General features: G+C 41.8%; 14 protein-coding genes. 11 read left to right on the top strand and 3 right to left on the bottom strand.

From position 1 onward, the window contains the following. The first annotated feature begins 397 nt into the window (after positions 1–397). Entirely contained in the window at positions 398–808 is a 411-nt protein-coding gene (locus tag SWP_RS04870; RefSeq protein ID WP_020911284.1) for a hypothetical protein, read from the top strand. A gap of 382 nt (positions 809–1,190) precedes the next feature. Here SWP_RS04870 and SWP_RS04865 read toward each other — a convergent pair whose 3' ends face one another. Next, positions 1,191–2,381: an alginate export family protein gene (locus tag SWP_RS04865; protein WP_020911283.1), complete on the bottom strand. Its 1,191-nt coding sequence runs from the start codon at positions 2,379–2,381 to the stop codon at positions 1,191–1,193. A gap of 555 nt (positions 2,382–2,936) precedes the next feature. Here SWP_RS04865 and SWP_RS04860 point away from each other — a divergent pair. The 9 genes from SWP_RS04860 (at position 2,937) to SWP_RS04815 (ending at position 12,641) form a co-directional block, all read left to right on the top strand. Then, positions 2,937–3,176 (top strand): HP1242/YdcH family protein, encoded by a 240-nt coding sequence (locus tag SWP_RS04860; protein WP_020911282.1) that lies wholly within the window; start codon positions 2,937–2,939, stop codon positions 3,174–3,176. Between the two features lie 453 nt (positions 3,177–3,629). Further along, entirely contained in the window at positions 3,630–4,520 is an 891-nt protein-coding gene (locus tag SWP_RS04855) for a prohibitin family protein (protein ID WP_020911281.1), read from the top strand. A gap of 626 nt (positions 4,521–5,146) precedes the next feature. Beyond that, positions 5,147–5,437 (top strand): putative quinol monooxygenase, encoded by a 291-nt coding sequence (locus tag SWP_RS04845; RefSeq protein WP_020911279.1) that lies wholly within the window; start codon positions 5,147–5,149, stop codon positions 5,435–5,437. Positions 5,438–5,789: 352 nt separating this feature from the next. After that, positions 5,790–6,446, top strand: coding sequence for a nitroreductase family protein (locus SWP_RS04840; RefSeq protein ID WP_020911278.1), 657 nt, complete (start codon positions 5,790–5,792; stop codon positions 6,444–6,446). Between the two features lie 281 nt (positions 6,447–6,727). Beyond that, complete coding sequence (locus tag SWP_RS04835) at positions 6,728–7,906, top strand: leucine-rich repeat domain-containing protein (protein ID WP_020911277.1); 1,179 nt, start codon at positions 6,728–6,730, stop codon at positions 7,904–7,906. Between the two features lie 395 nt (positions 7,907–8,301). Continuing rightward, positions 8,302–8,553 carry a DUF3859 domain-containing protein gene (locus SWP_RS04830; protein WP_020911276.1) on the top strand — a complete coding sequence of 84 codons (252 nt, stop codon included), beginning with the start codon at positions 8,302–8,304 and terminating at the stop codon, positions 8,551–8,553. A gap of 217 nt (positions 8,554–8,770) precedes the next feature. Next, the gene (locus SWP_RS24110; RefSeq protein ID WP_187148540.1) at positions 8,771–9,094 is read left to right on the top strand and encodes a hypothetical protein; all 324 of its coding nucleotides are present in this window, start codon (positions 8,771–8,773) and stop codon (positions 9,092–9,094) included. Between the two features lie 281 nt (positions 9,095–9,375). After that, positions 9,376–10,440: a PepSY-associated TM helix domain-containing protein gene (locus tag SWP_RS04820; protein WP_020911275.1), complete on the top strand. Its 1,065-nt coding sequence runs from the start codon at positions 9,376–9,378 to the stop codon at positions 10,438–10,440. 131 nt (positions 10,441–10,571) lie between these two features. Further along, the gene (locus tag SWP_RS04815) at positions 10,572–12,641 is read left to right on the top strand and encodes a M13 family metallopeptidase (protein ID WP_020911274.1); all 2,070 of its coding nucleotides are present in this window, start codon (positions 10,572–10,574) and stop codon (positions 12,639–12,641) included. Positions 12,642–12,755: 114 nt separating this feature from the next. Here the strand turns inward: SWP_RS04815 and SWP_RS24615 are convergent, their stop codons facing one another. Then, entirely contained in the window at positions 12,756–12,887 is a 132-nt protein-coding gene (locus SWP_RS24615) for a hypothetical protein (RefSeq protein ID WP_020911273.1), read from the bottom strand. A gap of 177 nt (positions 12,888–13,064) precedes the next feature. Beyond that, a complete protein-coding gene (locus SWP_RS04810) occupies positions 13,065–13,313 on the bottom strand; it encodes a hypothetical protein (protein ID WP_020911272.1) in 249 nt (82 codons plus the stop codon). A 260-nt stretch (positions 13,314–13,573) separates the two neighbouring features. Here SWP_RS04810 and SWP_RS04805 point away from each other — a divergent pair, with 260 nt between their 5' ends. After that, a complete protein-coding gene (locus SWP_RS04805; RefSeq protein WP_020911271.1) occupies positions 13,574–14,587 on the top strand; it encodes an HAD family hydrolase in 1,014 nt (337 codons plus the stop codon). Positions 14,588–14,644 lie beyond the last annotated feature (57 nt).

Here is a 14,644-nt window from a genome sequence, read left to right as displayed (position 1 = left end):
ACGAGGAGTTAGTATGTGCTCAACTCCACTCGAGTCCTTTCGGTAGTGATTTATTTATGCTTATGATATGGATTAAATTGACGATGATATCGTTATAAAAATAATCGAACAAAAAAACAACTGAGAGCACTATTTAACAATCAGACTCAATTTCCAACGCTAACGAGCAGCATTTCTATAGCAACCCCTTTTGTAAATTCAACATAACTCAAGCGCGTTAAATAAGCCCTATAGGTTGAGACAACCCCCTCAATGAACACATACTTCTGAGTTAGCTCTGCAATTGAGCAAAGACTATATCGCTTTCAGCATATCTCGTCTCAATAAGGCATTTCTCTATCCATGAAAATAGGATAGATTGAGAATCTATCCATCGTAATAGAGAATGTATAAACAGATGAAACAAAAGAGCATATTAGTAAAAAGCTACTTTGCTAAAATTGAAACCGATCAGCGGCAGCAAATGTGGGAAGCAAAACCAAAGACCACTGAGTGGGAATACTCTAGCTGCAAAGTGGACTCGCAAAGGCTTAATAATGATCTGCAGCAAGCAATTGAATCTCTTAACGCACAAGGTTTTAGAGTGGTACAAATCACTCCAATAACCTCTGGCGACTTCCACTTTAGTGATCATTTAAGCGATCCTCACTTACTGGGTAATGGAGTCACCACCGAGGGCGGCTATGGTTACGGTTTCTCCTACACAGATAGTTTAGTGATTTTGGCCGAACAGATAGAACCTGAGATTGGAGTCATCACAGCAGAAGAGCCTATGATTATTTCTGACGATGTGATTGTCGTCGACTAGCCTTACCAACTAGGCACTGATCATTTAAAAACAAGCCCACTGATAGCAAGGTGATGCCCACACTATGGATACACTCAGAAGCAGCATCTTCTATGCTATATCCAGGAAGCGGCGACTCAAACGAGCTATCGTGAGTAAGGGTTCGTCTATTAGTCAATACTAGATTAGTGCCTTTAAAATAAAGCTTACTGAGCTTTAAACATTTGTTTCGCGCGCGCGATATAAAACAGGCAATGCAATTACCTTAGCCTAAAAGTGATACGACTTGAGAGGAAAAAAAGCAGGAACAAAATAATTTTCCTGCTTGGAAGGGAGCATTTGCAGTCAACGAGAAGGATGTAACGACACCGCTTACACTCGCTGCCACATTCGCTAGAAGTGCTTAATATTTTGCTTGGAAGGTTAACCAAAGCTTATCGGTATCACTTGAGAAGCTGTAACCTTCATCTGCACCACTAAAGCTTGCGTATTTAACACCTAGGCTGTAGTGCTTGGCAAATGGATAAGTTGCTGCAACGCCCCACTCTTTACCCATATCAATATCACCAAAGTCAGAATCAAACTTATGGTATTTGGCGAGTAACTTTAAGCCTGCAACCTTAGCAGTTAAAATAACATGAGCGTCGACAAGACCATTTTCCCAGTTACCTTTACCACCAAATAAAAACTTATCTGTCCAACCGTTAAACGCGTGCAGTGTGGCTAACGGAGTAATAAAGCCGGCTTTGCCATCGTCAGAGCCTAGCACTTCGTAACCCGCTTTGAAGCCAAAGGCGTCAAGATTAATACCAGCGCCTAATTTATAGTAACTTGCGCTGTAGCTAACTGGGTTATCGCCTGCTTCAGATTGCTGCGCAAACTCAGCTTCATAGCTCAATTTAAGTGCATCTAGTTTGATATCACCCGTTGCACGCACACCGTAAGTATCGGTAGAGAAGGCTGCGACATCTTGGTTATCAATAAGGTAACCGTAACCAGTAATCTTTGCGAAATCTAAACCTGAATAATTAATGTTAACTAGGTTCGTTTCGTTTTCATGCTCTTCTTTACCTGAACCTTCAGGGAAAATACGGTTAACTGTGGCAACATATGCATAATATGCAGTTAAGCCTTCGATGGCGGTATTCTTTACCGAAAACGCATCATAAGTTTGTTCATTTTGACGGAAACCTACACCACCAACAAAACGTTGGTTATCGAGCAAAATACGTTGACGACCAAATTTGGCCAGTGTTTCGGCAGGTCCTTTATAACCAATAAAACCTTGGTTAATTTGGGTGTATGCATAGTCAGCAATTAGCGGCTCGTTATCTGTTGAGCGAACGTCATCAATTTCCGCTACAGCGAACAAATTATAAATATCACCAGTTTGGTAATTTAAGCGAGTGCGTAAAGTCGTTTGGTTTTCTTGATCGACATTGGCAACATCAACATCTTCATAGCGAAGACGGAATTGAACTTTAACTTTTGAGTCATCAATGAATGCTTTCTTAAGAGGGTCAACGGTGTCGGCAGCGACAGCGGTAGAAGCTAAACTTGCAAGTACGGCTAACGTTAGGGCATGGACTTTCATTTATTGTAATCCTTTTGTTTCATCATTCTCACAAAAGGTTATAAAGCTGAAAACAGTTTGAAAACTTGATCCAGAACAATGTTGCCAAATGATTACAGCCTTGTATCCATAACTGTGAGCAAGATCATTAACCAATACTAATTTAGAGGTACCTATAAATGGGTATTTATTTTATCTTCCTTAATTTACCATTCCTAATACAGGTGAATACAAAGCAGATAAAACACAACCTGAAACAAAAGTATGCGGCAGAAAATACGCTAAAGTGATGATAACCCCGCTACTCTCTCTACTGACTTTTAAAATCATAGGCAACTACAAATAACCGAATCACCATTATTCAATAGGTAAAATGCTTGCTTTCATCCCTTAATACTCTCCAGCTTAATGCTAAAAAATACCTTACCTTTATCACAAAGCATGATTAACGGGTTCTGTTGAAGCCACTTTTATTTTGCAGATAAGTCCATGCAGCCCACCTTGAAATTAATCCTCCTTTTAGCTTTAATTAACCCGTTAAGTCGTATTTATTAATATCTAATTTAAGGGGTTTTTATGTTAGGCGAAGATCATTCTCTGCTCCATGAGTTTCCTGAGTACCAAGCTACCATAACCAAACTTTGTCAAAGTGATAGCGCATTCACAAAAGATGCTAAACATTACGATGCACTAGATAAAGAGATCCGTGAGTTAGAACTCAACGGCGCCCCAATAGATGATGAAGCGATGCATCAACTTAAGCATGATCGCGCAGAGTTAAAGGATTCACTGTATAAGCGATTATCGAACCAGTGAGACTTTATCTATAACAAGCTTACTAGGGGCTGTTGATCTTTCGAGCTTAGTTTTTGTTCGAATTCAATGCTTCTAGTACAAGGCTTGAGCGATAAAGCTTAGCTGGCTGAGTGAAAAGCTCATAACACCGTATATAGAAGCATTGAAGCGAACCCAAAGGGCCGCGTTTCTTGGCTATTTTTACTGTGTTGTAGACTATTTGTGGAGAATAACTAAACGGCATAGCCTCCGCCTTGTCAAAATAGCCAATAAACTGCGGCAAAAACAACCATGAAAGATCAACAGCCCCTAATCAAACTCGACGATAGATAAAGGCTAAACAGCAAATGTTAGCCTTTATCATTATCAAAAAGGCCAACTAACCAACACTTTTACAACCAAATAGACACAACTATTTCACCCAGTTAAATAACCTGTTATCTTTGCCGCGCATATTTAGAAAGGATACCAAACATGTCGCTGCAAAAATCATCACCATTTTCATTTATAAAATCAATTTCAATAGCAAAGATTCTACCAATACTGCTGATTATCATAGCCATATTTAACTCTTACTTTATTGTTATCGAGGGTCATGTCGGCGTGGTAAAGCGCTTTGGTGAAGCCAAAGACCAACAAAATCCAGGTTTACACTTTAAAATCCCATTTATCGAAACAGTTGAGCTAATTGAAGTACGCACTCGAAAAAATGCCGAAAAAATGGCCTCGAGTACTAAAGAGCAGATGCCGGTGACTATTGAGGTTTCGGTTAACTGGACCGTTAACAAAGAAGCCGCGCTTGATCTATTTAAACGTTATGGTGGATTAACTCAGTTTGAGCAACGTATTCTTGACCCACGTTTTCGCTCAGCTACAAAAGACACTATCCCGCAGTTTGAAGCAGAGCAACTCATCCAAGACCGAGCGAGTGCAATTCAAGGTATCGAACGCCGCCTAGCTGAAGAGATGGAAGGCTTCCCTGTCGTGGTTGATAATATCCAAATTGAAAATATTGCCTTACCGCAAAAGTACATCAACTCCATTGAAATAAAGCAAACAGAGAAGAACTTGGCCGCCGCAGAAGAACACAAGCTAGAGCGTCAACGCCTAGAAGCACTTCGCGCTGTAAACACTGCCGATGCAGAAGCTAAAGGGATACTTAAAATTGCTGAAGCTGAAGCACAATCAATACTGCTAAAAGGTAAAGCTGAAGCACAAGCAATTGAAGCAAAAGCTAAGGCTCTTAAGAGTAATCCACTCATTGTAAAACTAACCGAAGCCCAAGCTTGGGATGGCAAACTGCCTACCACTATGATGGGTGATGGTGTAATGCCAATTATGGACATAAGAGACGATAGTAAATAACACCAATCAGCATCAACTCTACTTAACGTCAACGGGGCCTAATGGCTCCGTTTTTGTTTCGAATATGCGCTCAACTCCCAACTAGTCAACTAAAATCCACATACAGCCAGCTTCGTTTCACAGCAGCTTTTTTTAAAGTGGCAGCCCCTGACAATCCTCGGCTAACGCAGTTCAATCGGCTGTTGGTTTTCATTGCAGATAACCCTCTGCAGTTTTAAGGAGCGTAGCGGCAATATTAACGAGATGAGAGGAATCCTTACAGCCATAACTCTACACAAAAAACCATAGCACTGGACGCTGAATAGTGTGCGTATAAGGTATAGAGCAAATTGCAATTGAACCAGCTAAGCTTATTGACCTAGTAAATGGACTCTTAAAGCCATAGCAAAACGATATCATTTTAATAATGCCATGATAGGTGTGAGTAATAACTGCAATATCATTACGATTAAGCTTTTTACAGTAGTAAAAAGCTTTACTGCCACGCCCCATTATCAACTTTTTATTGATAATAATTCAAAAGTTAAGCTGTTTTTGTTTTGAATTCTTAGCGCTAACATACACCCCATAGTCGAGCACGTAACGAGTACGATGCCGAGATTTGATTTGAATCACTGGAGTTCAGCATGACCAAGCTCACCGTTGTAGCTAACATAATAGCCAATAAAGACAGTATTGATTTCGTCAAAGCAGAGTTAATCAAGCTTATTGAAGTGACTCGTGCAGAAGCAGGTTGTATTAGCTATGACCTGCACCAAGATAATGAAAACCCAGCTCACTTCGTATTTTACGAAAACTGGCAAAGCCGTGAACACCTACAAGCACACCTGGCTAATAGCCATATAGCTAATTACGTTGCAGCCACTGAAGGTCAAGTGGAACTGTTTACGATCAATGAAATGACACACATTGCCTAATACACTTATTTATACCAACTCCATTAAAGAGTTGCTCATTCAGCGGGAGTTAAAATCACTTTAGACAAGTAAGTGGCTTATCGCTAATAGTTATTCTATATCGAAAGTCACATGCGCTGTATAAAGTGATTTCCCTATGCCTTAAATATCAGCCGCACGTTGTGAGCGTCTCAGGACTTTCACTGCTACGTTGCATTGTCTCGAAAGGGAATAACCATTTCTTCTACAATGCGCCTTGAATTGAAAGCCCTGAGAAAGCGCTGAACTGAGTATATCCTTAATGGAATTGGTATTAGCCTAACTCCCGCTATTTTTAGTGCTGCTAAATCACTAGCATCATAAGGAAACAAACATGACACACCCAATTATTACTGACTTACAAAACCGTTACACAGCAAAGAAATATGATGCATCAAAACGCGTTCCTCAGGCCGATCTTGATGTGGTTTATGAGGCTATGCGCTTATCCGCCTCATCAATTAACTCTCAGCCTTGGAAGTTCATTGTGATTGAGAGCGATGCAGCCAAACAGCGTATGCACGACACTTTTGCTAATAAATTTCAGTTTAATCAGCCGCATATAAAATCAGCGTCACACATAATTCTGTTTGCTCATAACCCACACTATACCCGAGCTGATTACGCTAAAGTAGTTGATAAAGGTATTGAAGATGGCCGCACTAAACCGGAAGAGCGAGAGCAAGCCTTTGGTGGCTTTGCTTTTGCAGAAATCAATACCGACGAGACAGGTAACACTGCTACTTGGACTAAATCTCAAACTTACTTAGCTCTGGGTAACACCTTGCACGTATTAGCTCGCCTTGGTATCGACTCCACCACAATGGAAGGCGTAGACAGCCAACTTATCAGTGACATCTTCAAAGATGAGCTAGATGGTTATGTCTGTGAAGTTGCACTGGCTATTGGCTATCATCATGGTGATGAAGATTATAATGCTGGGCTGCCAAAATCACGCTTGAGTTCTGAAGCGGTTATGACAGTTATCTAGTTAATCATTGACCATTGCTAAATAGCACCATAATGCCGTACATACTTTGTCGTATGTACGGCATTTTTTATAACTGGGCAGTTCACTCAATATCATAATTGCTCACTACTCATCCAATTTTTAGCCTAAACACCTCTGAGCGCAAAACTTGACAAATTATGTCTAACTCTTGATTGATTATAGTTAGCTCTGTGTTACTTTCCCTTTGTTTTTTTTTAAAGATTAAACACAAACCTGGTTAGATGAAGGTTGCCTAGCAACCACTAAGGGAAATAGAAGTTATGACGTCATCGAAGTTAACCATCAACATTTTTAGCGTAACGCTACTGGCATTAAGTGGCTGCGCGCTCTCACCTAAAAATGTTGCCGACATTCAATTTAAAGACCCCAAATTTGCACAGTGTGTTGCCCAAACAAAAACCACGGCACTGTCAGAAATAGCTGCGCTCAATTGCTCTGGTAGACAGATAAACCATGTCGACGAAATTCGTTACATGCCAGCACTTACAGACCTCAACCTAATGGATAATGAGTTGGCAGAGTTTGATGCAACACTTCGCCCTAACCTTCAGCGTTTAAACCTACTAGGCAATAGGCTATCTAATATCGATTTAAGCAAAAGTTCTGAGCTCACTTCACTCAATATCTCTGACAATAAAATGAGCAATATCGATGTAAGCCAAAATTCAAAACTTATTAGCCTTTATGCCTACAAACTGCCACTTGCTCACATTGATGTTTCTTCTCAAGCTAAGCTAAGAGACTTGGGTTTAAGCAAACATAAGTTAACTAGTATCGACCTATCTAATAATCTGCAACTACAAAGCCTCAATTTATCTGTTGGCACGCTGGAGAATATCGACCTGACTCACAATGCCAAATTGAGCCATGTTTACCTTGCTAGCAATCAACTCACACACATAGACGTTAGCCAGAATCCAAAGTTGATGCTGTTATCTGTAAGGAATAATCAACTGACTGAACTCGATTTAAACCGTAATTCACAGCTCATGACACTCAAAGCAGACTACAACAAAATTGAAGATATTTCGTTTAGCGCTGAGCCGCTAATTACTGAGCTTGAGCTCAACAATAATCGACTCACTGTATTAGATACTTCTGCATTCGTTCACTTAGATAAGCTGACTGCTTTCAATAATCCATTACAGCTTCTGAAGGTTAATCCCACGCTGCCGCCAAAAGTGCTCTCTATTGAAGGCACGCCCTACGCATTATCGAATCAAGCACATACGAACGAACGCGCTATTTCTAATCTAGTATCGCCGCGAGTGAGCATCTTAGATGCAGGGTTAATCAGCCAAGATGGTAATCAATACAATATTTTTTCTAGCCAGTTAGTGCTGCCCTCTTTAGGACAATATATACCCATCCGACCTGAAAATGCAGGATTCAGTGGGAGTTTAATGGGCTTTAGTCACAGGTTCATTGCTCCATGCTGAACCTAAGCACCTACATCTGACCTCCAGGGATGGAGGGAATGCCTTTAGCATGTCAGGAACATACTAGGCCATGTAGGCGAGGCATTGATTGCAGCTAATGGTCGCTCCCTTGGTAAAATCAATAACACAGAGTAAAGCCCATGCTTTTTATATAAGAAACGCCCATCGAAGAAGGGGTTGTGCAAGCCCACTTCGTTGTTGCGGCAACTTAAAAGGGAATAACCATTTCCACGTTAACGCGCCTAGAATTGAACTAGCACAACACCTCTGAAACGAGCATTTTCAAGTGGGATGGGTATATAGGGTATCGCTATTCGGTAGACCTCCCCAAAAATGCCAAAGGAAAAGTAGACCCCAAGCTCGCCAACCAAACTCAGTTCCCTATAACGGTTCGCATGACACACCCAGAAATCGTTGACCCCAAAAGTGGTAAAGGTTTCACAACATCTAGCTGGACAGACACTATGCTTAAGCATGATCGTAATCTGGCGATGTGGTATTTTGGCGACAAACATGAGCTTGTCAGCGGCCGCTGGACACTCGATATTCTTTACAGAAATTCAGTCATTGCAACTAATACCAATTGCATTAAGTATTTGACCAGCTCAGAGCCCCCTCAGCCTTTTCAATTCAAAGCGCTTTGGTAAAGAAATGGTCATTCCCTTTTAAGACAATGCAAAGCAGAAGTGGAAAGACTGAGGTGCTCACGAAGTGCGGGTTTCAAAACGTTGTATGCTTCATTATAGGATTTGGATATAGAATAACTATTAGCTCAAATCCCACTACTTGCCTACAGCGTTTTGAATTCCCGCTGAATGGTCAAACTTTTAATGCAATTGGTATAAGTCCTTCATGCTGGTTAATATGGATGAAAAACCAAAAGAGACACAGCGGAAAAATGTCACCTTCACTGATTTAATTAGCAAAGGTCAGCATTATCTATGCACGGATAAAAAGTACCGCACATGCTTAGGTTTCAGCGATACCAACCACTGTGAAACGGACCTCCAGCCCTTTAAAGCACAATGCCTGCAAAGTGCGGTCAAAGCAGTGCAACGTCTTAGAACTAGGCCGATGAATACTCAACTCAAAGCTTTCTTTAGCCACCTTACCGCTTGTATGGGGGATAAATATATTCAGACGACTGAGCTTGTACCCCAACAAGTAGGCACTTGCCTAAGCAACTAAACAATAATTTAGCTCCGGCTAATGACAGGGAACTCAACAGCCCACACCTTGTGGGCTTTATGATAACTACAGATTCAAACTGATAACTACATCACGCGCCTTTACACTTCTTTAATTGAACTTCCAACTGAGTTTAATTACCATTCTCAACTTCAAAGCTTACTTATTTATCTGCAATAAAATCCAGATAAAATAAAACCTTATTAACAATTTAAAAGTAAGCTATCAGCCATAGTTGTCTTGCGCTTAAATTTTGCCAAGACCGATTTGAGATCTTAACAATGAATGTCGTTCCCGCTTTAAAATGGTTCCACAATTGGGTTGGTTTTTTTATTAGCATTACCATGCTAATTGTATTAACAACAGGTGTTTACCTAGGCGGCATGGATATGCTTAAGCGCCTCGATGATAAAGGTCAGCAATACACACCATTATCCGTTGAACGCAAAGCAGAGGTGACTGATGCCCTGTTTGAACGCTATCCAGAGATAAGCACCGTTCGCTTTCCTACAGAGCATACGCCTTATATTCAAGCCAGTGCGCGAGGCACAACCATTGCGTTAGATAGTGAGTTAAATGAACTGTCGATTCGCAAGTTTTCAGAAATACCAATGTACAGTACTGTTTTTTGGTTACACAGAAACTTCTTAATGGGTGACTTTGGTAAATACCTTAACGCTTGGGCATCAATGATTGGCGCGGTCATCACCTTAGTGGGGATCTATCTATGGTGGCGAGTGCGTAAAGGTTTCCGCCTAAAACAAAGTCTCCCTAAAGATACCCGTTCAAGCAGTTTGTTAAAAAGCCACATTCAACTAGGGTTATTTATCTCTGTTCCTTTATTCGTTTTGTGTCTAAGCGGCTTTTTAATCACTTATAAAGGTTTGTGGTTCGGTGCATTAAAACCAAGTTCCAACATCGAGGTCAGCTACCCTAAAAGCCAAGCAAATGATTGGCAAAGTCAATTACAAACCGCGCAAAACCTTTGGCCTGAATCTCAACTAGTTGCGGTGAGTAAAGGGCGCGCTAAAAAGCCAAAAGAGGGAGAGCCAGCAGCAGAACCTAGTTATAGCATTCAGTTTGATAGCCATAGCGACGTGTGGTTACGTAATGCAGACAGAATCAGTATAAATCACGCCGAAGGAACCATTCAATCAGCTTTAAAGCACAGCGACAGACCGCTGTCAGCCAGAGTGGCGAGTTTTGTAAGGCCGCTACACGATGCGCTTAATATGCCTTTTGGTTACGTCGTATTTATTACAAGCGTGTCATTAGTTGGCTGCATGATCCTAATGTTTAGTGCGTTAACCTTCTATCGTCGAATATTTAAGAAAAAGCGTAGCTAGTTGTCTGATAACGGCTGGCTAATTGTTAATAAAACTTTGCTAACAATTAGCCAGTTGACATTTTATGCCATTTATAGAAGATTGTTGCGTTAGAAAACTAAAATAACTTCAGCAAGGAAGAGCATAAAATAATGAAAAAATCACTAATTGCTATTGCCCTAGCCACTACCTTTTTAGGTGGCTGCGGCGCTTCGGATGTTAATGACACAGCAGCAACAGAAGTCACTAAAACAACTTCAACTAAAGCAGAATTAGGCAGCTTCGGGGTTGACCTTTCTGCACGAAATGAAGCGGTCAAACCTGGTGATGACTTCTTTATGTACGCCAGCGGCACTTGGTATGACCATTACATCATGCCTGCGGATAAGACTCGTTATGGCGCATTTACTGGTCTTGCTGAGCGCAGTGAAGAACAAGTTAAAGAGATCATCGATGATATTGCTAGCCGCAGTGATTTAAATGCTGAAGAGCAGCTCATTGCTGACTTCTACAAATCATACATGGACACCGATACCATCAACAAGCTTGGTATCACCCCTATTCAAGGCACCCTTGATCAGATCTCTGCAATCAAGAATACTGACGACCTAACTAAAGTCTTTGGCCAAGCATGGCTGACAGGTGCAACTTCTCCAATCTCTGGTGGCATGTGGTTTAATCGTCTAGACCCTAATCAGTACGAAATGTCGATTGGTGCTGGCGGCTTAGGTCTACCAGACCGTTCATACTACCTTGAAGATAGCGAACGTTTCGTTAAAATCCGCAGCGCTTATGTCAATCACATAGCACAAATGCTGGCTTTTGCAGGTGTTAAAGATGGTGAAGCCCGCGCTCAAGCAATCCTTGCTCTTGAAACTAAGATGGCTGAAGGACAATGGCCACGAGAGAAGCGTCGTAACCGTGATTTAACTTTAAACCAAGTTAAACGTGCAGACCTTGCCAAAGAGTATCCTGGTTTTGACTGGGATCTTTATTTCGCTGAAACGGGCTACAAGGTCCCGCAGCTGAATATCTCTCAGCCTGATCCTGTTAAAACTATGATTGGATTGGTTAACAGCGAGTCACTTAAAGTTTGGCAAGATTACCTCACTTTCCATACCGTGAGTAACAACGCTGATGTCCTATCTGAAGATATCTACGCGGCGAACTTTGCGTTTTATGGCAAAGAGCTAAGTGGACAGCAAGAACCTCGCCCTCGTTGGAAGCGTGCCATTTCAGAGATGTCAGGCACACAATCATTAGGGTTTGCTATCGGTAAAGTGTACGTTGCTCGATATTTCCCTGAGTCATCTAAGCAGCAGATGTCAGAGCTAGTTGAGAACTTACGTACTGCAATGGGTCAACGTATTGATGATCTTGACTGGATGGGTGATGAAACCAAAGTTAATGCTCATGCCAAACTAGCCGCCTTTAACCCTAAAATCGGTTACCCAGATGTATGGCAAGAGTTTGATGGATTAGAACTGACCAATAAAGATTTAGTCGGTAACATTCACAATCTGCGTGAGTACTTTAAAGCTGATAGCGTTGCTAAAGAACTCAAGAAAACTGACCGTAACCGTTGGGGCATGACACCGCAACGCGTTAACGCTTACTACAATAGCTCGTTTAACGAGATTGTATTCCCAGCAGCCATTTTACAACCACCATTTTTCGATCCTAATGCAGACGCAGCAGTAAACTATGGTGGAATTGGCGCTGTTATCGGCCATGAAATGGGCCACGGTTTTGACGATCAAGGTTCAAAATCTGATGCCAACGGCATTCAGCGTAACTGGTGGACAGATGCCGATCGCGCCGCGTTTGAAGCGAAAGCCGACCAGCTTGCTGCTCAGTACAGTAAGTATGAGCCAATTCCTGATAACTTCGTCAATGGCCGTAACAGCCTTGGCGAGAACATTGGTGACGTGGGCGGCCTATCGATGGCTTACCATGCATACAAGCTAAGCCTTAACGGCAAAGAAGCACCTGTCATTGACGGTGTTACGGGCGATCAACGCTTCTTCCTTGCTTGGGCTCAAGTTTGGAAAGAGAAACGCACCGAGCAAAGCATGTTGAATCAGCTTCGTGCTGGTACCCATGCTCCAGGTCGTTACCGCGCCCAAGCGCCTCGTAACCACGATGCTTGGTACAAAGCATTTGATGTTAAGCCTGGTGACGCACTTTACTTAACAGAAGACGAGCGCGTGCGTATTTGGTAATTAACGAATACGGCTGATACTAGATAGTATCTGTTCACGGTAATTAAAAATGCCGACAGCTGTTTATCATTAACAACTGTTGGCTTTTTTTCGCTTGTAAGTTGATAAAGCGGATCAGTGCAGATTGGCAAGTTTAGTATTTGATACAAAATGAGTCAGTGCAATATCAACCGCCAGCAGTATAAATATTGACACACTACCGACGGCCAGCAATTGCTTTATCGACCAACGTCCTTGTTTAAGCATATTAGCGTCTTCCTAACGAAAATAACTGCTTAAACCATAGAACAGATAAAAGGTTAGTGCCATTTAGCCCAGCCTATCACTTGACCAAAAAGTCTATGCACTGAACAAGCTTCTAGAGCAAAAAAGCCGAAGCAACTACGGCCCCGGCTCTGAGTTTATACCGATAGCAGTGCTCAATTAGTGTTTGCCCTTTACTCCGTGACGAACCATCTCCTTGCCAGTGACAAAAATTTCATCGGTGATCCAGCGAGCATGCAGTAGCTTATGATTATGATCAAAAACCGCAACAAAGTGACGCCCATCGGCGTTATTAGTAGCCATTCCCACCCCCTCGACACCTACGAGGCCTAAGCCACCATTTTCAACAGAAAGGAGAAAAGCTTCCAGTTTGTTTAGGCTATCAATCACACTTTGTTCATCACTCATCTTTATATACTCTCTTTATCTTAGCAAGGCTACGCTCGCTACTAGCGGCGTCTTATTGGCTCCATTTTAACGCGATTAAAGGTTGATTTGCACTTAGCACATTTGAGCCCCAGAATTGTTTTAAGCTTATATTGTTAAGGCACTTGATTTAATAGCTATTTGCAGCTTTAGTTATTGTCAACAAACTAGGAAATTCCCCTGTTTTTTTCGGCAGTTATATCTGTTTAACTGGGATGACACCAAACTTAAAGGGTTATTTTATGAAGCTTAAATCTCTGTCTTTACTCCTTATGCTCACGCTATCATCCACCTCAGCACTTGCTGTTACCTGCCCTCCCAATGCAGGTGAACTCCCCTCTTGGGCTAACAGTGACCGTAGAAGTGCAATTACAGAGTTTGTAACAGAGATAACCAATCCGAACAGTCCAAACTTTGTCGCCACCAAAGACCGTATCGCAGTGTTTGATAATGATGGCACTCTTTGGTCAGAGCAACCTATGTATTACCAATTGGTTTTTACTTTAGAGCAGATTAAAGGGCTGGCGAGCAAGCATCCGGAATGGAAAACCCAAACGCCTTTCAAGTGGGTGTTAGAGGACGATGTTGAATCATTGATGAAAGCAGACCACTATGCTCTCTTAGAGTTACTGCAAGCTACGCATTCAGGCTTAACTGTAGAGGCATTTCAACAGATAGTGCACAGCTGGGTCACCAAGAGCAAGCATCAACGCTTTGACCGAAGCTATATCGATATGACTTACCAACCGATGAAAGAGATGCTGAGTTATTTAAAGGCCAATGGCTTTACAAACTACATTGTTTCGGGTGGCGGTAGTGACTTTATGCGGGCTTGGACAGAGCAGGCTTATGGCATTCCAGCTGAAAATGTTATTGGCAGTAGCTTTGGATACGACGTAGTTAAAGTGGGTGCCGATACTGTGATTGTGAAAAATGGCGAGCTAGTTTCAAATAATGACAAACAGGAAAAAGTCGCAAATATTCAACGCGTCATTGGTAAGAAGCCAATACTTGCCGTAGGTAACTCTGATGGTGATCATGCCATGTTGCAATGGAGTACCAGCCAAAATAATCCAAGTATGGCAATGATAGTACATCACACCGACAGCGATCGTGAATGGCAGTATGACCGCGATTCATCCATAGGCCGTTTAGACAAGGCGCTTAATGAGTCCAAACAAAAGGACAACTGGCACTTAATCGATATGAAGAATGACTGGTGTACTGTATATGGTGCCAGCAGCACGAGCAAATAACCTTATTAGCAGTAACAGCTAACAAACCAAAGGAGGCTTCAAACCTTCTTTGGTAAA

The organism is Shewanella piezotolerans WP3 (assembly GCF_000014885.1).
Taxonomy (GTDB): Bacteria; Pseudomonadota; Gammaproteobacteria; order Enterobacterales; family Shewanellaceae; genus Shewanella; species Shewanella piezotolerans.
This window is presented reverse-complemented; position numbering and strand designations above follow the sequence as displayed.